17 protein-coding genes are annotated in these 18,268 nt (G+C 68.4%); all 17 read right to left on the bottom strand.

Going from position 1 to position 18,268, the window contains the following annotated elements:
• Positions 1–16: 16 nt before the first annotated feature.
• Positions 17–1,453: a F0F1 ATP synthase subunit beta gene (gene atpD / locus ACIA8D_RS13885; RefSeq protein WP_399231760.1), complete on the bottom strand. Its 1,437-nt coding sequence runs from the start codon at positions 1,451–1,453 to the stop codon at positions 17–19.
• Positions 1,453–2,379 carry a F0F1 ATP synthase subunit gamma gene (locus ACIA8D_RS13880; RefSeq protein WP_399231759.1) on the bottom strand — a complete coding sequence of 309 codons (927 nt, stop codon included), beginning with the start codon at positions 2,377–2,379 and terminating at the stop codon, positions 1,453–1,455. Before ACIA8D_RS13880 ends, atpD begins: the two co-directional genes overlap by 1 nt.
• A 20-nt stretch (positions 2,380–2,399) precedes the next feature.
• Positions 2,400–3,992 carry a F0F1 ATP synthase subunit alpha gene (gene atpA, locus ACIA8D_RS13875; protein WP_399231757.1) on the bottom strand — a complete coding sequence of 531 codons (1,593 nt, stop codon included), beginning with the start codon at positions 3,990–3,992 and terminating at the stop codon, positions 2,400–2,402.
• Positions 3,993–4,112: 120 nt separating this feature from the next.
• The gene (locus ACIA8D_RS13870) at positions 4,113–4,934 is read right to left on the bottom strand and encodes a F0F1 ATP synthase subunit delta (protein WP_399231755.1); all 822 of its coding nucleotides are present in this window, start codon (positions 4,932–4,934) and stop codon (positions 4,113–4,115) included.
• Positions 4,931–5,479 carry a F0F1 ATP synthase subunit B gene (locus ACIA8D_RS13865; RefSeq protein ID WP_399231754.1) on the bottom strand — a complete coding sequence of 183 codons (549 nt, stop codon included), beginning with the start codon at positions 5,477–5,479 and terminating at the stop codon, positions 4,931–4,933. The genes ACIA8D_RS13870 and ACIA8D_RS13865 overlap by 4 nt, the downstream gene beginning before the upstream one ends.
• A gap of 38 nt (positions 5,480–5,517) precedes the next feature.
• Positions 5,518–5,757: an ATP synthase F0 subunit C gene (gene atpE, locus ACIA8D_RS13860; RefSeq protein WP_266714117.1), complete on the bottom strand. Its 240-nt coding sequence runs from the start codon at positions 5,755–5,757 to the stop codon at positions 5,518–5,520.
• A 75-nt stretch (positions 5,758–5,832) separates the two neighbouring features.
• Entirely contained in the window at positions 5,833–6,603 is a 771-nt protein-coding gene (gene atpB / locus ACIA8D_RS13855; protein WP_399231870.1) for a F0F1 ATP synthase subunit A, read from the bottom strand.
• 273 nt (positions 6,604–6,876) lie between these two features.
• Positions 6,877–7,335, bottom strand: coding sequence for a hypothetical protein (locus ACIA8D_RS13850; RefSeq protein WP_399231752.1), 459 nt, complete (start codon positions 7,333–7,335; stop codon positions 6,877–6,879).
• Positions 7,336–7,606: 271 nt separating this feature from the next.
• The gene (locus ACIA8D_RS13845) at positions 7,607–8,935 is read right to left on the bottom strand and encodes an MraY family glycosyltransferase (RefSeq protein WP_399231750.1); all 1,329 of its coding nucleotides are present in this window, start codon (positions 8,933–8,935) and stop codon (positions 7,607–7,609) included.
• A 140-nt stretch (positions 8,936–9,075) separates the two neighbouring features.
• Complete coding sequence (glyA, locus tag ACIA8D_RS13840) at positions 9,076–10,338, bottom strand: serine hydroxymethyltransferase (protein ID WP_399231748.1); 1,263 nt, start codon at positions 10,336–10,338, stop codon at positions 9,076–9,078.
• Between the two features lie 185 nt (positions 10,339–10,523).
• Entirely contained in the window at positions 10,524–11,186 is a 663-nt protein-coding gene (locus ACIA8D_RS13835) for a protein-tyrosine-phosphatase (RefSeq protein WP_399231746.1), read from the bottom strand.
• Positions 11,183–11,830, bottom strand: a complete 648-nt coding sequence (locus tag ACIA8D_RS13830) for an L-threonylcarbamoyladenylate synthase (protein ID WP_399231745.1) — start codon at positions 11,828–11,830, stop codon at positions 11,183–11,185. The genes ACIA8D_RS13835 and ACIA8D_RS13830 overlap by 4 nt, the downstream gene beginning before the upstream one ends.
• A gap of 62 nt (positions 11,831–11,892) precedes the next feature.
• Positions 11,893–12,732 (bottom strand): peptide chain release factor N(5)-glutamine methyltransferase, encoded by an 840-nt coding sequence (prmC, locus tag ACIA8D_RS13825; protein WP_399231743.1) that lies wholly within the window; start codon positions 12,730–12,732, stop codon positions 11,893–11,895.
• Positions 12,733–12,819: 87 nt separating this feature from the next.
• On the bottom strand, positions 12,820–13,896 hold the full coding sequence (gene prfA, locus ACIA8D_RS13820) for a peptide chain release factor 1 (protein ID WP_399231742.1): 1,077 nt from the start codon (positions 13,894–13,896) through the stop codon (positions 12,820–12,822).
• 105 nt (positions 13,897–14,001) lie between these two features.
• Positions 14,002–14,223, bottom strand: coding sequence for a 50S ribosomal protein L31 (gene rpmE / locus ACIA8D_RS13815; protein WP_010984345.1), 222 nt, complete (start codon positions 14,221–14,223; stop codon positions 14,002–14,004).
• Positions 14,224–14,377: 154 nt separating this feature from the next.
• Entirely contained in the window at positions 14,378–15,481 is a 1,104-nt protein-coding gene (locus tag ACIA8D_RS13810; protein WP_399231740.1) for an LCP family protein, read from the bottom strand.
• 341 nt (positions 15,482–15,822) lie between these two features.
• Positions 15,823–17,955: a transcription termination factor Rho gene (gene rho / locus ACIA8D_RS13805; protein WP_399231739.1), complete on the bottom strand. Its 2,133-nt coding sequence runs from the start codon at positions 17,953–17,955 to the stop codon at positions 15,823–15,825.
• Positions 17,956–18,268 lie beyond the last annotated feature (313 nt).

Here is an 18,268-nt window from a genome sequence, read left to right as displayed (position 1 = left end):
CCTACGAGCACGGGGCTCAGGAGACGCCGAGCTCCTTGGCGTTGGCCTTGAGGTCCTCAATGCCACCGCACAGGAAGAACGCCTGCTCCGGGAAGTGGTCGTACTCACCGTCGATGATCGCGTTGAACGCGGTGATCGACTCGTCCAGCGGGACGTCCGACCCGTCGACGCCGGTGAACTGCTTGGCGACGTGGGTGTTCTGGGACAGGAAGCGCTCCACGCGACGGGCGCGGTGGACGGTGAGCTTGTCCTCCTCGCCGAGCTCGTCGATACCGAGGATCGCGATGATGTCCTGGAGGTCCTTGTACTTCTGCAGCACCGTCTTGACGCGCATGGCCGTGTTGTAGTGGTCCGCCGCGATGTAGCGGGGGTCCAGGATGCGGGACGTGGAGTCCAGCGGGTCCACGGCCGGGTAGATGCCCTTCTCGGAGATCGGACGGGAAAGCACCGTCGTCGCGTCGAGGTGGGCGAAGGTCGTCGCCGGGGCCGGGTCGGTCAGGTCGTCCGCGGGCACGTAAATGGCCTGCATGGACGTGATCGAGTGACCACGCGTCGAGGTGATGCGCTCCTGGAGGAGGCCCATCTCGTCGGCGAGGTTCGGCTGGTAACCCACGGCGGACGGCATACGGCCGAGCAGCGTGGAGACCTCGGAACCGGCCTGCGTGAAGCGGAAGATGTTGTCGATGAAGAAGAGAACATCCTGCTTCTGGACGTCGCGGAAGTACTCCGCCATCGTCAGACCCGCGAGGGCCACGCGCAGACGGGTGCCCGGCGGCTCGTCCATCTGACCGAAGACCAGCGCGGTCTTGTCGATGACGCCGGACTCGGCCATCTCCTCGATGAGGTCGTTGCCCTCACGGGTGCGCTCGCCGACACCGGCGAACACGGAGACACCGTCGTGGTTGTTGGCGACGCGGTAGATCATCTCCTGGATGAGCACCGTCTTGCCGACGCCGGCACCACCGAACAGGCCGATCTTTCCACCCTTGACGTACGGGGTGAGAAGGTCGACGACCTTGATGCCGGTCTCGAACATCTCGGTCTTCGACTCGAGCTCGTCGAAGTTCGGAGCCTTGCGGTGGATGCCCCAGCGCTCGCCCGTGTACTGCTCGTCGACGTTCAGGACCTCGCCGAGGGTGTTGAACACCTTGCCCTTGGTGAAGTCGCCGACGGGCACCGTGATGGAGGCGCCGGTGTTCACGACCGGGGCCTGGCGGACCAGGCCGTCGGTGGGCTGCATGGAGATGGCGCGGACCAGGCCGTCACCGAGGTGCTGGGCGACCTCGAGCGTCAGGGTCTTCTTCTCGCCGTCCTTGGCCGGGTCGTTGACCTCGACGTGCAGGGCGTTGTAGATGTCCGGCATCGCGTCGACGGGGAACTCCACGTCGACGACCGGGCCGATGACCCGGGCGACGCGGCCCGTGGCCGTCGCGGTCTCAACAGTGGTCGTCATTACTTGTCACTCCCCGCGTTCGCGTCGGCCAGGGCGCTGGCGCCACCGACGATCTCGCTGATTTCCTGGGTGATTTCGGCCTGGCGGGCCGCGTTGGCAAGTCGCGAGAGGTTATTGATCAGGTCTCCCGCGTTGTCGGTCGCCGACTTCATCGCGCGGCGCGTGGCGGCGTGCTTGGAGGCAGCCGACTGGAGCAGCGCGTTGTAGATCCGGCTCTCGACGTAGCGCGGCAGCAGGGCGTCGAGGACGTCCTCCGCCGACGGCTCGAAGTCGTACAGCGGAAGGATCTCGTCGCCCTTGCCGGACGCCTTCGACTCCTCCGCCACTTCCTCGAGGCTGAGGGGCAGCAGACGGCCGTCGACGGCCGTCTGCGTCATCATCGAGACGAACTCGGTGTAGACGATGTGGAGCTCGTCCACGCCGCCCTCGGCCGTCTCCTGCTCGATCGCCTCGATCAGCGGGGCCGCGACCTTCTTGGCGTCCGCGTACGTGGGCTCGTCGGTGAAGCCCGCCCACGACTCCACGACCTTGCGCTCGCGGAAGTTGTAGTGGGCGAGGCCACGGCGGCCGACGATGTACGTGTCGACCTCCTTGCCCTCGGCCTGGAGCCGCTCGGTGAGCTGCTCCGCGGCCTTGATCGCGTTCGAGTTGAAGGCACCGGCCAGACCGCGGTCGCTCGTGAGCAGCAGCACCGCGGAGCGGGTCGCCGTCTCGGGCTCGGTCGTCAGCGGGTGCTTTGTGGTCGACCCCGTCCCCACCGCCGTGACCGCGCGCGTGAGCTCGGTCGCGTAGGGCGTGGAGGCCGCCACCTTGCGCTGTGCCTTGACGACACGCGAGGCGGCGATCATCTCCATCGCCTTGGTGATCTTCTTGGTCGCGGTGACGGATCGGATGCGACGCTTGTAGACCCGGAGCTGGGCTCCCATGAGTCAGGTCCCTTCCGTCGTCACTTACCGGCGGCGGCCGGAGCGTCCTCGCCGAGAAGCTTCCCGTCCGAGGTCTCGAACTGCTTCTTGAACTCGGCGACGGCGTCGTCGATGGCCTGGATGGTGTCGTTCGACATCTTCCCGCCCTCCTTGATGGAGGTCATCAGGCCCTGCTCCTTGCGGTGCAGGTGCTCGAGGAGCTCCTTCTCGAAGCGGCGGATGTCGGAGACCGGCACCTCGTCCATCTTGCCGTTGGTACCGGCCCAGACGGAGACGACCTGGTCCTCGGTGGCCATCGGCTGGTACTGAGCCTGCTTCAGCAGCTCGACCAGACGCTGACCGCGCTCCAGCTGCGACTTCGACGCGGCGTCCAGGTCGGAACCGAAGGCGGCGAACGCCTCCAGCTCGCGGTACTGGGCCAGGTCGAGACGGAGCCGGCCGGAGACCTGCTTCATGGCCTTGTGCTGGGCGGAACCACCCACACGGGAGACCGAGATACCGACGTTCAGGGCCGGACGCTGGCCGGCGTTGAACAGGTCGGACTCCAGGAAGCACTGGCCGTCGGTGATGGAGATGACGTTGGTCGGAATGAACGCCGACACGTCGTTCGCCTTCGTCTCGACGATCGGGAGACCCGTCATCGAGCCGGCGCCCATCTCGTCCGAGAGCTTCGCGCAGCGCTCGAGCAGACGGGAGTGCACGTAGAAGACGTCACCCGGGTAGGCCTCGCGCCCCGGCGGGCGGCGGAGCAGCAGGGACACGGCGCGGTAGGCGTCGGCCTGCTTCGAGAGGTCGTCGAAGATGATGAGGACGTGCTTGCCCTCGTACATCCACTGCTGGCCGATGGCCGAGCCGGTGTACGGCGCCAGGTACTTGAAGCCGGCCGGGTCGGACGCCGGGGCGGCGACGATGGTCGTGTACTCCAGCGCGCCGGCCTCTTCGAGGGCACCGCGCACGGAGGCGATGGTGGAGCCCTTCTGACCGATCGCGACGTAGACGCAGCGGACCTGCTTGTTCGGGTCCCCGGTGCGCCAGTTGTCGCGCTGGTTGATGATCGTGTCGACGGCCAGGGCGGTCTTGCCGGTCTGGCGGTCACCAATGATCAGCTGACGCTGACCACGGCCGACGGGGGTCATCGCGTCGACGGCCTTGTAGCCGGTCTCCATCGGCTCGTGCACCGACTTGCGCTGCATGACCGTGGGGGCCTGCAGCTCAAGGGCGCGACGACCGTTGGTCTCGATCTCGCCGAGACCGTCGACCGGGTTGCCGAGCGGGTCGACGACGCGGCCGAGGTAGCCCTCGCCGACACCGACGGACAGGACCTCACCGGTACGCGTGACCGGCTGGCCCTCCTCGACGCCGCTGAACTCACCGAGGACGATGGCGCCGATCTCGCGCTCTTCCAGGTTGAGCGCGAGGCCGAGCGTGCCGTCCTCGAACTTCAGCAGTTCGTTGGCCATGGCCGAGGGGAGACCCTCGACCTTCGCGATGCCGTCGCCGGCAAGGGTGACCGTACCGACCTCCTCGCGCGAGGCCGCGTCCGGCTTGTACGCCTGGACAAAGTTCTCCAGCGCGTCCCGGATCTCCTCCGGCCGGATCGTGAGCTCCGCCATCTGGGTTCCCTGCTCTCCTTGTTGGGCCCGAAGTGTTCTTGGGGGGTCTGGGGTCAGCCCCCAGGAATCCTCTGCACGGCCCAACTAGGGCCGTAGTCGTACGTGTTGAGCTTGTTGCGGTCAGCTCGCCATGCGGCGGCCGGCCTCCTCGATGCGGTCCGCGATGGAGCCGTTGATGACCTCGTCACCCACCTGCACCTTGATCCCGCCGAGGACCTCGGGGTCCACGTCCAGGTTCAGGTGCATCTCGCGGCCGTAGAGCTTCGCGAGGGACGCACCCAGGCGCCGCTTCTGCGCGTCGCTCAGCGGGACCGCCGTGGTGACGACCGCCACCATGCGCTCGCGACGCTCCGCGGCGAGCTTGGAGAGGGACTCGAGTCCCGCTTCCAGGCTACGTCCACGCGGCGCGGTCACAAGACGCGCGACGATCCGCTCGGTGGTGGGCTTGGCCCGACCGTCGAGCAGCCGCTTCACGAGCTCGGCCTTGGCCGAGGCCGAGGCCGACTTGTCGGTGAGCGCGGCGCGCAGCTCGGTGTTGGAGGAGACGATCCGGTCGAACCGGAACAGCTCGTCCTCGACGTCGTCGAGGTCACCGTTCTTCTGCGCCGCGGTCAGGTCCGCGGTGTTGGCCAGCTCCTCCAGGGAGTCGACCAGGTCGCGGGAGGCCGACCACCGGGAGCGGACCAGGCCCGACACCAGGTCGGCGGCCTCGCCGCTGATCTGGCCGCCGAGCAGGCGGCTCGCGAGCTCGGCCTTGGCCTCGCCGGCCTGCGCCGGGTCGGTCAGGACCCGCCGCAGGCTGACCTCGCGGTCGAGCAGCGCGGTCACCGAGGCCAGGTCGCCGGCGAGCGCCTTGGCGTCGACCGACGTGCTGTCGGTCAGCGCGTCCAGACGCTCACGCGCGGCGGCCAGTGCCTCGCGGCTCGCTCCGTGGGCGGTCATCGTGCAGCCTCTGCCTTCTCTTCGAGCTCGTCGAGGAAGCGGTCGATCGTGCGCGACTGCCGGGCGGAGTCCTCGAGGGACTCGCCGACCAGCTTGCCGGCCAGGTCGGTGGCCAGCAGGCCCACGTCCTGACGCAGCGCCTGAGCGGCGGCCTTGCGGTCGGCCTCGATCTGCGAGTGACCGGCGGCGATGATTTCCTCACGCTGCCGCTGGCCTTCCGCACGCATCTCGGCGATGAGCGAGGCACCCTGCTCCTGCGCCTCCTGGCGCAGCCGCGCGGCCTCGTGCCGGGCCTCGGCGAGCTGAGCCTTGTACTGCTCGAGCACGCTCTGGGCCTCGGTCTGGAGGGCCTCAGCCTTCTCGATGCCACCTTCGATCTGCGCGTGGCGCTCTTCCAGCGTCTTGTTGATGCGCGGAAGGAGCTTCTTGGCGAAGACGAAGAAGACGATGGCGAAGGCAAGGGTGCCAATGAGCAGCTCGGGACCGGGCGGGACGAGCGGGCTCTGCTCCTCCTCGGCCGCGAGTGCAACCAGGTTGGCGATCACATCAGTGCCTTTCGTCGAAACGTGTCAGGTATGGAAACTCAGATACCGAACACGAACGGCATGACGATGCCGATGAGGGCGAGCGCCTCACAGAAGGCGAAGCCGAGGATCTGGTTGGCGCGGATCAGGCCGGCGGCCTCGGGCTGGCGGGCCAGGGCCTGGGTGCCGTTGCCGAAGACGATGCCGACGCCGATGCCGGGGCCGATCGCGGCGAGACCGTAACCGATGGAACCGAGGGAGCCGGAGACGCCAGCGGCGAGTTCGATGGACGCGGACATGCCGTTACTTCCTTTTCTTTACGAACCGGTGGGGGTTGTCCACCGGACGACCTGGGGTGGTTGGACGGGTGGGGCTCAGTGCTGCTCGGCGAGAGCGCCCTGAATGTACGAGCAGGCCAGGAGCACGAAGACGTATGCCTGGACGGCCTGCACGAAAAGCTCGAAGAGGATCATCGCCATCGTCATGACGAAGGAGACACCGGCGGCCGGGATCATCCAACTGTTCAGCAGGTACCAAGAGGCGACGGTGAACATCACCAGCATGAGGTGACCCGCGAACATGTTCGCGAAGAGTCGGACCGCGTGCGTGAACGGGCGGACCAGCAGGTTCGAGAAGAACTCGATGCCCGAGACGAGCCACTTGACGGGGCCGAGCGACGCGTCGTAACCGGTGACGTTCTTCCAGCCGCCTACGAACCCATGGCGCTTGAAGGTGAGCGGCACCCAGATCAGGTACACGATCGCCGCGAGGACGATCGGGTAGGCGATGACCGAGCCGACCGGGAACTGGGCGAGCGGGATGACCGACCAGACGTTCATGATCCAGATGAAGAAGAACAGCGAGACCATGATCGGTACGTACTTCTCGCCCTCCTTCTTGCCCAGCGTCTCGTAGACGACGTTGCGGCGGACGAAGTCGTAGCCGGCCTCACCGATCATCTGGATCTTGCCGGGGACGACCTTGGAACGGCCGAACGCGGCGTAGAAGAACCAGCAGATGACGATCGTGGTGAGCAGAGCGAGCAGCATCACCTTGTTGAAGTAGAACCAGCCGAAGTCGGCGATCGGTTCGAACAGGAAGGAGTGCAGGCCCGGCGCCGGGAAGCCGCATCCGTTGTCGGACATGATCCGACAGCTCCAGTCAAAGGCGAGCTGGGTCGTGTCAGCACTCACCGCGGGCTCCTTCGGCGTGACGCATAAGTACGGCAACCTCGTTGTGTCGGTGCGGCGCGCAGCCGCGGATCGGCACCGGTCTGGTGTTTCGGGCGTGGGGGCGGCGGGCAGGCATGGAGCCTCGCGATCGTGCAGGCGTCAGCTCTCGTGCCCGCGCCGGCGATGCCGCAGTTGGCACCGGACGATAGCAGCCCGACGAATGGGCGTTTATCCCGGCCCTACCTCTCACGACGACGACCCGGTCTTCTCGTCCCTTTCGCTGGTTCCGGACCCCTTGGATCCGGGCGCCGACTCGGGATCGATGTAGAAGATCTTGGCCTTCATGTGAGCTCGGGCCTGGGCTGTCATCCACACCACGGTCGAAACGACCAGCGCGATGGCAAAGGCCTTGGGATTGAAGAGAGTCGTGTCCTTGAAAATGGCCACGAAGATCAAGAGCAACAGCAGCTGGGCAACGTAGAGCATCAGCCCCATCGCCTGGAACAGCTGCGGAAGCGATTTTGCCGTGCGGATCAGCACGACCTGCCCGAGGCCCATGAACACGATCACCACAAGAGCACCGACCAGCGCACCGATGGCCCCCTTGCCCCCCGCAACCACACCACTGATCACCGCGGCAATCAAACCTGCGACGGCGGTGGGTACAACGGCTTGAAGAAGGGTCCGTGCGTCATTGGACGGCATGGCGGCAACTCCGCTTACTGGTGTGGGGCGTGTGTCGTCATGGACGAGCGTAGTCCGGGGATTCAGCAGTCCGATTCGGGCCAAATGACCGTCGCACTACGGCCTTTCGGTCCTTCCCCGGCTTCGTGAACGGTATCACAAACTATTTGATGCGGTCTTTACCTAGAAGGTGTGCCAACCGTCACACGTGAGGGGGATCCTGCGCGTCTGTGCACGCACAGGGTCAACATGTCTGGTATTGGGCTCATTTCGGGCACCGTGATCGTCACGGTCAACGTGACGTTCCGGCCTTACGCCGATCCGTGAAGCGCGAACGGGCGCCGATCGCCGTCGCCCCGTTGACACCCGCGGGGATCCTGCTGCGGTCCGGTTCGCCCTCGGCGCCCTCGGCCGGCTGCTCCCCCTCCGGGGCCTCGCTCGCCCCGAGCGGCCGCCGGTAGCGCGGCGGCACCAAGTGCTGGGCCCAGCGCGGCGCGTGCGGCGTGAAGCGCGGCAGCAGCAGCATGACGAGGCCGACGAAGCTCAGCGCGACGATGGTGAGCATGACCCACATCCCGGACGCGGAGTGCACCGAGTAGGCGACCGCGCCGAAGGCGATGAGCCCCGACCAGAAGTACATGATCAGCACCGCGCGGGAGTGCGAGTGGCCGATCTCCAGGAGCCGGTGGTGCAGGTGCCCGCGGTCCGCGGCGAACGGCGACTGCCCGTTCCAGGTGCGGCGCACGATCGCGAGGACGAGGTCGGCGAACGGGATCGCGATGATCGTCAGCGGCATCAGCAGCGGAATGAAGACCGGGAGCATCGCGTGCGTGGTGTCCCGCGTGGAGCCGCCCAGGTTGAGCCTGAGCGCGTCCGGGTCGACCTGCCCTGTGATGGAGATCGCGCCGGCCGCCAGGACCAGGCCGATGAGCATGGAGCCCGAGTCGCCCATGAAGATTCTCGCCGGATGAATGTTGTGCGGCAGGAAGCCGAGACACATGCCCATCAGGATCGCCGCGAACAGCGTGGCCGGGGCCGCGGACTCGATGCCGTAGCCGTACCAGATCCGGTACGCGTACAGGAAGAACGCGCAGGCGGCGATGCACACCATGCCCGCCGCGAGGCCATCGAGGCCGTCGACGAAGTTCACGGCGTTGATGGTGATCACGACCAGCGCGACCGTGAGCAGCGTGCCCTGCCACTGGGTGAGGGACACCGTCCCGACACCCGGGATCGGCAGCCACAGGATCGTCAGGCCCTGCATGACCATCACGCCCGCGGCGATCATCTGGCCGCCTAGCTTGATCAGGGCGTCGATCTCGAACTTGTCGTCCAGGACGCCGATCAGCCAGATGAGGGCCGCTCCCGAGAGCAGCGCCCGCGGTTCGTTCGAGGACTCGAAGACCTTGTCCAGGTTGGTCAGGTGATCGGCGACGAGCAGACCCGCGCACAGACCGAAGAACATGGCGATACCGCCGAGCCGCGGCGTGGGTTCCCGGTGCACGTCACGCGCACGGATCTCCGGCATGGCGCCGGCCACGATCGCGAACTTCCGCACCGGGCCTGTGAGCAGATAGGTCACCGCGGCCGTGATGCAGAGCGTCAGCAGGTATTCACGCACGGGCTTCCCCACAGATATCGCTGGCCATCTCAGCCCCACACCCTAGCTTCGCGTGCTTAGGGTTGGGGACTTCCGGGTAGCGACGATGGTTGCACGGCTGACGGTTCCGGAGATGTACCTGGTGCGGTCCAGGGGGTGTCTTACCGGGCGCCTACCCCGTTCTGGGCGGGGTACGGGGGGAATCTTCCGGCCAGTTCGCGCACTTCTTCCCGGACCGTACGGACGTCGAGAACATCGCGTACGACACCCGACAGGAGCACCGCGATGCGGGCCATCTCTCCTTCTCCCATGCCCTGAGTGGTGACGGCGGCGGTGCCCAGGCGCAGGCCGCGGCCGCCTTCATGAGGCAGCGCGCATGTGTCGAGGATCATGCCCGCGGAGGCCAGTCGGCCGCGCGCGACAGCGCCCGCGACGCCGAGCGGGGCCGGGTCGAGGGTGAGCAGATGGGTGTCAGTGCCGCCGGTGGTGACGCCGAGGCCCTCCGCCGCGAGCGCGCTCGCGAGCAGCCGGGCGTTGGCGACGACCTGATGGGCGTACGCGGTGAAGCCCGGCCTGGCCGCCTCGCCGAACGCGACGGCCTTCGCGGCGATCGTGTGCATCTGGGCGCCGCCCTGGGTGAAGGGGAAGACGGCCCGGTCGACGCGGTCCGCCAGCTCCGCGCCGCACAGCAGCATGCCGCCGCGCGGCCCGCGCAGCACCTTGTGCGTGGTGGCGCAGACGATGTCGGCGTACGGGACCGGGTTCGGGGCCGCTCCCCCGGCGACCAGGCCGATGGGGTGCGCGGCGTCGGCGATGAGGTGGGCGCCCACGTCGTCGGCGATCTCCCGGAAGGCGGCGTAGTCGATGTGCCGGGGGTACGAGATCGAGCCGCACACGATCGTCTTGGGGCGGTGGGCGCGGGCCGCCGCGCGGACCTGCTCGTAGTCGATGAGCCCGCTCTCCGCGTCGACGCCGTAGGGCACGAAGTCGAACCAGCGGCCCGAGAAGTTGGCCGGTGAGCCGTGGGTGAGGTGGCCGCCGGACGGCAGGCCCATCGCGAGGACGGTGTCGCCGGGCTTCAGCAGGACGGCGTACGCGGCGAGCACGGCCGAAGAGCCGCTGTGCGCCTGCACGTTGACGTGTTCGGCGCCGAAAAGGGCCTTCGCGCGGTCGATGGCGAGGCGTTCGGCGACGTCGACGAGTTCGCAGCCGCCGTGGTGGCGGGCGCCGGGGTAGCCCTCCGCGTACTTGTTGGCGAGGGGGGAGCCGAGGGCGGCGAGGACCGCGGGGGACGTGAAGTTCTCCGCGGCGATGAGCTGGAGGGAGTCCGCCTGGCGGGCGGTCTCCCCGAGGAGGATCTCGGCCAGTTCGGGGTCTTGCCGCTGTAGCTCCGCTGTGGTGGCGGGTTCTGTCATCACCGGCATGGTCGGCTCCGGGCCTCGCGTTGGGGAGGTGGGTGCCTTCCAATGTAGATCCGCCGGGTTGCGGCCGCCCGGCGTCACGTCACGGGGCTCTGCCCCGGACCCCGCTGCTCAATCGCCGCAGGGGCTTGATTTGCTCGGCCCGATCAAGCCCCTCGGGCGTTGGAGGGGGCGGGTGCTCGCGGGAGCTATTTAGTGACGCCCGTCAGGGCCGTCACGACCGGGTCCAGGGCCTCGTTGATTTCGCCGCCCACCGACTGGAAGAACGGGAGAGGTGCGCCGTACGGGTCGTAGACCTCGTCCGCCTCCATCGAGGGGGCGAGCAGCCACCCGCGTAGAGCGGCCGCCGCGCGGACCAGGGAGCGGGCGCGTTCGACCACGCCGGACTCCACGGGGTCCGGGAGCGTGGCCGGGTCTATGGCCTGCACGAGCCGCGTGAACTCCTTCAGAGTGAACGTGCGCAGGCCCGCGCTGTGGCCCATGGAGATGACCTGCGCGCGGTGGTCGCGGGTCGCGGTCAGGACCAGGTCGGCCCTTATGACGTGGTCGTCGAGGAGCTCGCGGCCCACGAAGCCGGAGGCGTCCGCGCCGAAGTCGGCCAGGACCGTTTCCGCATTGGCCTCCATGGGCGCGCCCTCGTGGCCCCAGGTGCCCGCGCTCTCCACGACCAGACCGCCGGCGAGCGGCGCGCCGAGGCGGTCCGCGAGGGCATGCCGGGTCAGCCGCTCGGTGATCGGCGAGCGGCACACATTGCCGGTGCTGACGTGGAGGATGCGGAAGGTGTCGCCGGGGAGGGCCGGCGTGCGTACGTACCCGTTGCCTATGCCACGCCCCGTCTCAGGGGCTGTCAATTCGCCACCTCGAGGTCGGGTACGACCTTGCGCAGCTCGTCCGCGGTCAGCGCGCCCTCGCGCAGCAGGACCGGGATCTTGCCGGTGACGTCGACGATGGAGGACGGGATGTTGCCGGGCGTCGGCCCACCGTCGAGGTAGACGGAGACGGAGTCGCCGAGCATCTCCTGCGCGGCGTCGCAGTCCTCGGGGGCCGCGTGGCCGGTCAGGTTCGCGGAGGACAGGGCCATGGGGCCGACCTCGGTGAGCAGTTCGATGGCGACGGGGTGCAGCGGCATCCGGACCGCGACGGTGCCGCGGGTGTTGCCGAGGTCCCACTGCAGCGACGGCTGCTGCTTGGCGACGAGGGTCAGGCCGCCCGGCCAGAACGCGTCGACCAGTTCCCAGGCCATCTCGGAGAAGTCCGTGACGAGCCCGTGCAGCGTGTTCGGCGAGGGGATGACGACCGGCGTCGGCATGGTGCGCCCGCGGCCCTTGGCCTCAAGGAGGTCACCGACCGCCTCGGGCGTGAAGGCGTCGGCACCGATGCCGTACACGGTGTCGGTGGGCAGCGCGACCAGCTCGCCGCGGCGGACTGCGGAGGCGGCTTCACGCAGGCCGGTAGCGCGGTCGACTGCGTCGTTGGTGTCGTAACGCCGTGCCATCTAGCGGGCCTCCTGCTCTGCGTACTGCTCGAATTCGTCAAGATCAAAGGACAACGCGTCGGTCACGGCAGCGCCTTGCGGGCCGTCGCGAACCTCGGACGGTTGTTGAGGTCGGGGTGGTCGGCGGCGTCCGCCCAGCCCCGCTCCTCGGTGAAGATCCACGGCACCTGGCCGCCCTGGGTGTCCGCGTGCTCGATGACGACGATGCCGCCGGGGCGCAGGAGGCGGTGGGCGGTGCGCTCGATGCCGCGGATGAGGTCGAGGCCGTCCTCGCCGGAGAAGAGCGCGAGGTCGGGGTCGTAGTCGCGGGCCTCGGGCGCCACGTACTCCCACTCGGTGAGCGGGATGTACGGCGGGTTGGAGATGACGAGGTCGACCTGGCCGTCGAGGTCGGGGAAGGCCGTCAGGGCGTCTCCTTGGCGCAGGTCGACCCTGGACCCCTCGACGTTCTTGCGCGTCCATTTGAGCGCGTCCTCGGACAGCTCCACGGCGTGCACGCGCGAGCGCGGCACCTCCTGGGCGAGCGCGAGCGCGATGGCGCCGGAGCCGGAGCAGAGGTCCACGATCAGCGGCTCGACGACGTCCATCGCGCGCACGGCGTCTATGGCCCAGCCGACGACCGACTCGGTCTCCGGGCGCGGCACGAAGACGCCGGGGCCGACCTGGAGCTCCAGATAGCGGAAGTACGCGTGCCCAGTGATGTGCTGGAGCGGCTCGCGGGCCTCGCGGCGCGCGGTCGCCTCCCAGTACCGGGCGTCGAAGTCCACGTCCTTGACGGTGTGCAGCTCGCCCCGCTTGACCCCGTGCACGTAGGCGGCGAGCTCCTCCGCGTCATTGCGCGGCGAGGGCACACCGGCGTCGGCGAGCCGCTGCGTGGCCTGGGCCACTTCCGCGAGCAGCACGCTGCGGGGGTTTGGGGGTCGCCCCCCAAAATTCTGCTGCACGCTGTTCCTCCGGGCTGAGCTGTCGTACGGGCGGGCAGTGCGGTGTTACGCGGCGGCGAGCTTGGCGGCCGAGTCCGCGTCGACGCACGCCTGGATCACGGAGTCGAGATCGCCGTCGAGCACCTGGTCCAGGTTGTAGGCCTTGAAGCCGACACGGTGGTCCGAGATGCGGTTCTCCGGGAAGTTGTACGTACGGATCTTCTCGGAGCGGTCGACGGTGCGGACCTGGCTGCGACGGGCGTCGGCCGCTTCGGCCTCGGCCTTCTCCTGCGCCGCTGCGAGGAGCCTGGAGCGCAGGATACGCATCGCCTGCTCCTTGTTCTGCAGCTGGGACTTCTCGTTCTGGCAGGAAGCCACGACACCGGTGGGGATGTGCGTGATGCGGACGGCGGAGTCGGTCGTGTTGACGGACTGCCCGCCGGGGCCCGAGGAGCGGTACACGTCGATGCGCAGATCGTTCGCGTGGATCTCGACGTCGACCTCCTCGGCCTCGGGCGTGACCAGCACACCGGCGGCGGAGGTGTGGATGCGGCCCTGCGACTCGGTCGACGGCACACGCTGCACGCGGTGCACGCCGCCCTCGTACTTCATGCGGGCCCAGACACCCTGGCCGGGCTCGGTCGCGCCGTTCCCGCCCTTGGTCTTCACGGCGACCTGGACGTCCTTGTAGCCACCCAGCTCGGACTCGGTGGAGTCGATGATCTCGGTCTTCCAGCCGATGCGCTCCGCGTAGCGCAGGTACATGCGCAGCAGGTCGCCCGCGAACAGCGCGGACTCGTCACCGCCGGCGCCGGCCTTGATCTCGAGGATCACGTCCTTGTCGTCGGACGGGTCGCGCGGGACCAGGAGGAGCCGCAGCTTCTCGGTGATCTCCTCGCGCTGCTGCTCGAGGTCCTTGACCTCGGCCGCGAAGTCGGGGTCGTCGGCGGCGAATTCCTTCGCCGTCTCGATGTCGTCCCCGTTCTGCTTCCAGGAGCGGTACGTGGTGACGATCGGGGTCAACTCGGCGTAACGCTTGTTGAGCTTGCGCGCGTTCGCCTGGTCGGCGTGGACCGAGGGGTCCGCGAGCTTCTGCTCCAGATCGGCGTGCTCACCGATCAGTTCCTCGACGGCCTCGAACATCTCCGGCTCCTGCAGTTACGGGTTCGAAAGGGGGCTGCACCGCAAAGCGCCGGTCCCCGTGCCCCCGCGGAAACAGGGGCACCGTGGACCGGCGCTGGAGCTTCGCTACTTCTTGGCAGCGGCAGCCTTGCCGAAGCGGGCCTCGAAGCGGGCCACACGGCCACCGGTGTCGAGGATCTTCTGCTTGCCCGTGTAGAACGGGTGGCACTCGGAGCAGACCTCGGCACGGACGGTGCCGGACGAGATGGTGCTACGGGTGGTGAACGACGCGCCGCAGGTGCAAGAGACCTGCGTCTCGACGTACTCGGGGTGGATGTCGCGCTTCAAGGTGTCTCCTAGGTTCATGGAGGGCGCCGGGTCGCTGACGCGGGATGCGGGAGCGTGAACCGGGGCCGACGTACCAGTCTGCCAGGACAGGCCGTATCCCCCAAAACCGAGGAGGGTCCGGAAGTATTCCCGGCCCTCCCCGAAGGGGTTCCTGCTACTTCACGACGCTGTCGGCGGAGCCCTTGGCGGAGTCCTTCGTGGCGGACTTCGGGACGGCCCTGTCGTGCTTGAGCGCCTTCCAGACCTTGTCCGCGTTGGTCTCGTCCAGGAGCACGCGGTTGGCGTCGTTCGGGTCGTACCGCACCGGCAGCGTCACCATGTTCATGTCGCCGGAGCCGATGCCCTTGAGGCCGCTCGCGAACGAGGTCAGGTCCTTGACCGAGGCCAGCTGCGAGTCCGTGGTCACCGTCTTGGTGGCGGTGTTCGCGAGTGCGTACAGCTTGCTCGGGCTGGTGAAGACGCCGACGCTCTTGATCTGGTCCATCAGGGCCTTCATGAACGACTGCTGGAGCTGAATGCGCCCCAGGTCGCTGCCGTCGCCGACGCCGTGCCGGGTGCGGACGAGGCCGAGGGACTGCTCGCCGGAGAGCTTGTGCGTGCCGGCGGTGAGGTTCAGATGGCTGTCGGGGTCGTTGATCGCCTTCGTGGTGGTGACCTTGACGCCCCCGAGGTCGTCGATCAGCCGCTGAAAGCCGCTGAAGTCGACCTCCACGTAGTGGTCCATGCGGATTCCGCTCAGGGACTCGACGCTCTTCACGGCGCAGGCCGCGCCGCCCGTCGAGTACGCGGAGTTGAACATGACCTCGTTCTGCGCCGGGTAGTCGTTGCCGTTCTTGTCGGTGCACGACGGCCGGTCGATGAGGGTGTCCCTGGGGATGGAGACGATGCTGGCCCGCTTGTGGCCCTTGTAGATGTGGACGACCATCGCGGTGTCCGAGCGCGCCGAGCCCTCGTCGGCGCCGCCGCCCGCCTTCGCGTTGTCGCCGGCCCGGGTGTCGGAGCCGAGGACGAGGATGTCCTCGGAGCCGTTGTCCACGTTCTGCGGACGGTCGGTGCCCAGCTGCGAGTCGATGTTGACGCTCTTGATGTTGCCGTTGAGCTGGAAGTAGACGTACCCCAAGCCGGTGCCACCGAGGACGACGACGCCCGCGGCGCTCCACGCCGCGATACGCAGCGCCTTGCTGCGCCCACTGCGCGTCTTGCGGCGGCTGCCCTTGGCGCTGCGATGGCGCCCGGGCTTGCTGTCACGGTCCGGCATAACTCCTCGCAGGTTCGTCTGCTTCTGGTCCTTCGGTCCGCTTCTTCGTTCACTCGGTGTGACGGCGGACCGTCCTGAAGGGTTGCACAAACACGTGTGCGCATTCTGGGACGAAGGAGCGACCGTATGTAGCGGGACCAACGACCCGCAACCCTCTCACCTGCACTTTCACGCACATGTGCCGCATGCTTCACAGAGGGCACAGATCCTTATACGTGTGGTGAAGGTCTCCGGTCGACGAGTGCCCCGAATCGTCCCGGCCAGGCCGTCCGGGCCACGGAAAAGGGCTGGGCCCCGCCGCACGAAGCGGCGGGGCCCAGCCCCTGGATCCCGGTGAAGCGTCAGTCGTTGCCGTTGCCCGGCGTCGGCGTCGTCTTCTGGATCTGCAGCAGGAACTCCGCGTTGGACTTCGTCTGCTTCATCTTGTCGAGCAGCAGCTCGATCGCCTGCTGCTGGTCGAGCGCGTGCAGCACGCGACGCAGCTTCCAGGTGATCGCCAGCTCGTCGCTGCCGAGCAGGATCTCTTCCTTGCGGGTACCGGACGCGTCGACGTCCACCGCCGGGAAGATGCGCTTGTCGGCGAGCTTGCGGTCCAGCTTGAGTTCGGCGTTGCCGGTGCCCTTGAACTCCTCGAAGATGACCTCGTCCATGCGGGACCCGGTGTCCACCAGGGCGGTGGCGAGGATGGTCAGCGAGCCGCCGTCCTCGATGTTGCGGGCCGCACCGAAGAAGCGCTTCGGCGGGTACAGGGCGGTCGAGTCGACACCACCGGACAGGATGCGGCCGGAGGCCGGCGCCGCCAGGTTGTAGGCGCGGCCCAGACGGGTGATCGAGTCGAGCAGCACGACGACGTCGTGACCCAGCTCCACGAGGCGCTTGGCGCGCTCGATGGCGAGCTCGGCGACCGTGGTGTGGTCCTCGGCCGGACGGTCGAAGGTCGAGGAGATGACCTCGCCCTTCACCGACCGCTGCATGTCGGTGACCTCTTCCGGACGCTCGTCGACGAGGACGACCATCAGGTGGCACTCGGGGTTGTTGACCGTGATCGCGTTCGCGATCGACTGCAGGATCATGGTCTTGCCGGTCTTCGGCGGGGCCACGATCAGACCGCGCTGGCCCTTGCCGATCGGCGCGACGAGGTCGATGATCCGCGTCGTCAGCACGCCCGGGTCCGTCTCCAGGCGGAGGCGGTCCTGCGGGTAAAGGGGCGTCAGCTTGTTGAACTCCGGGCGCCCGCGGCCGGATTCGGCCGCCATGCCGTTCGCCGAGTCGAGACGGACGAGCGCGTTGAACTTCTCGCGGCGCTCCCCCTCCTTCGGCTGGCGGACCGCGCCGGTGACGTGGTCGCCCTTGCGCAGGCCGTTCTTGCGGACCTGGGCCAGGGAGACGTAGACGTCATTGGGACCCGGCAGGTAGCCCGACGTACGGATGAAGGCGTAATTGTCGAGGATGTCGAGGATGCCCGCGACAGGGATCAGGACGTCGTCCTCGGAGATCTGCGGCTCGTTGCCGAAGCCCTGCTCGTCACGCCCGCGACGCCCACGGCGGTCGCGGTAACGGCCCCGGCGCCCGCGGCGGCCGCCGCCGTCGTCGTCGTAGCCGTCGTCCTGCTGGTTGTTGTTCCGGCCGCCGCCGCCCTGCTGGTTGTTCCGGCCGCCGCCCTGGCTGTTTCCGCCCTGGTCGTCGCCCTTGCCGCCGCGGCGGTCGCGGTCCCGGCCACCCTCACGGCCGCCGTCACGGCCTCCGTCGCGGTCGCGTCCGCCCCGGCCGCCCTGGCGGTCCCGGCGGTCGCGACGGCCCTCGTGGTTGCCGTCCTGGCCGCCGTCGCCCTTGTTGCCGTCACCGCCGTCCTGACGCTCCTGCTTGTCCTGACGGTCCTGCTGGCGGTCCTGCTGGCGGTCCTGCCGCGTCTCGGACTTGGCCTCGGCGGTGACCGTCTCGGGGCTGCCCGCCTCGGACGTGGCACGGCGACGACGACGCTCGCCGGCCGGCTGCTCGTCACCGGCGCCCTGGCCGGGGATGTCGATCTGCTGCTGGGCGGCGGCCTTCTTCGCCTTGGCGTCGCCCGCCTCGGCCTGCGCCTTGTCCGCCTTGCCGGCCGACTTCGCGGGCGCGGCCTCGGCCGCGGCCTCCTCGCCGGTGCGGGCCTTGGAGGTGGCCCGCCGCTTCGGCTTCGTCTCGGCGGCGTCGGCGCTCTTCGCGGGGGCGGACTGTGAGGTGCCTCCCCCGGACTGCGCCTCCTTGATGACCTCGATCAGCTGGCTCTTGCGCATCCGCGCGGTGCCCTTGATTCCGAGGCCCGATGCGACCTGCTGCAGCTCGGCCAGCACCATGCCGTCAAGGCCGGTACCGCGGCGCCGCCGGGAGCCCGAAGCACCGGCGGCGGGCGCGGCGGAGGCGTCCGCAGAGGACGCGGCGGGCGCGGCAGCAGAGCTGTCGGCAGTCACGCCCATCAGATCGGTGGTGTCGCTCACGAAGGGTCCTTCCCTGGAGCGGACGTCGGCCTGTCTGGCTCGGCGACCGGTTGTGCTGTCCGGCGGAGGTCCTGCCTGTACGGACCGTGCCGGGGCGGTTGTCCGCCGAAGAGGCGGAAGAATTCGGTGGTGACGGCGTAGCCCGATTCCGCGGGTGCACTGGATTTCTGTGTCACGCGGCTCGATCACGCCGGTTCCGGAGCGTGCTCGCCACTCTTCAGTGCCACGTCTCGACATGCGAGGACGATGCAAAGAATCGCTGGGGAGGCTCCCGGAAGAATGGTTGTCCCTGACGGGGACACACAGCACCTCG

This window comes from Streptomyces sp. NPDC051684, assembly GCF_044453445.1.
Lineage (GTDB): Bacteria > Actinomycetota > Actinomycetes > Streptomycetales > Streptomycetaceae > Streptomyces.
The sequence above is the reverse complement of the archived record's forward strand: the minus strand, read 5'-3'. Positions and strand labels throughout refer to the sequence as shown.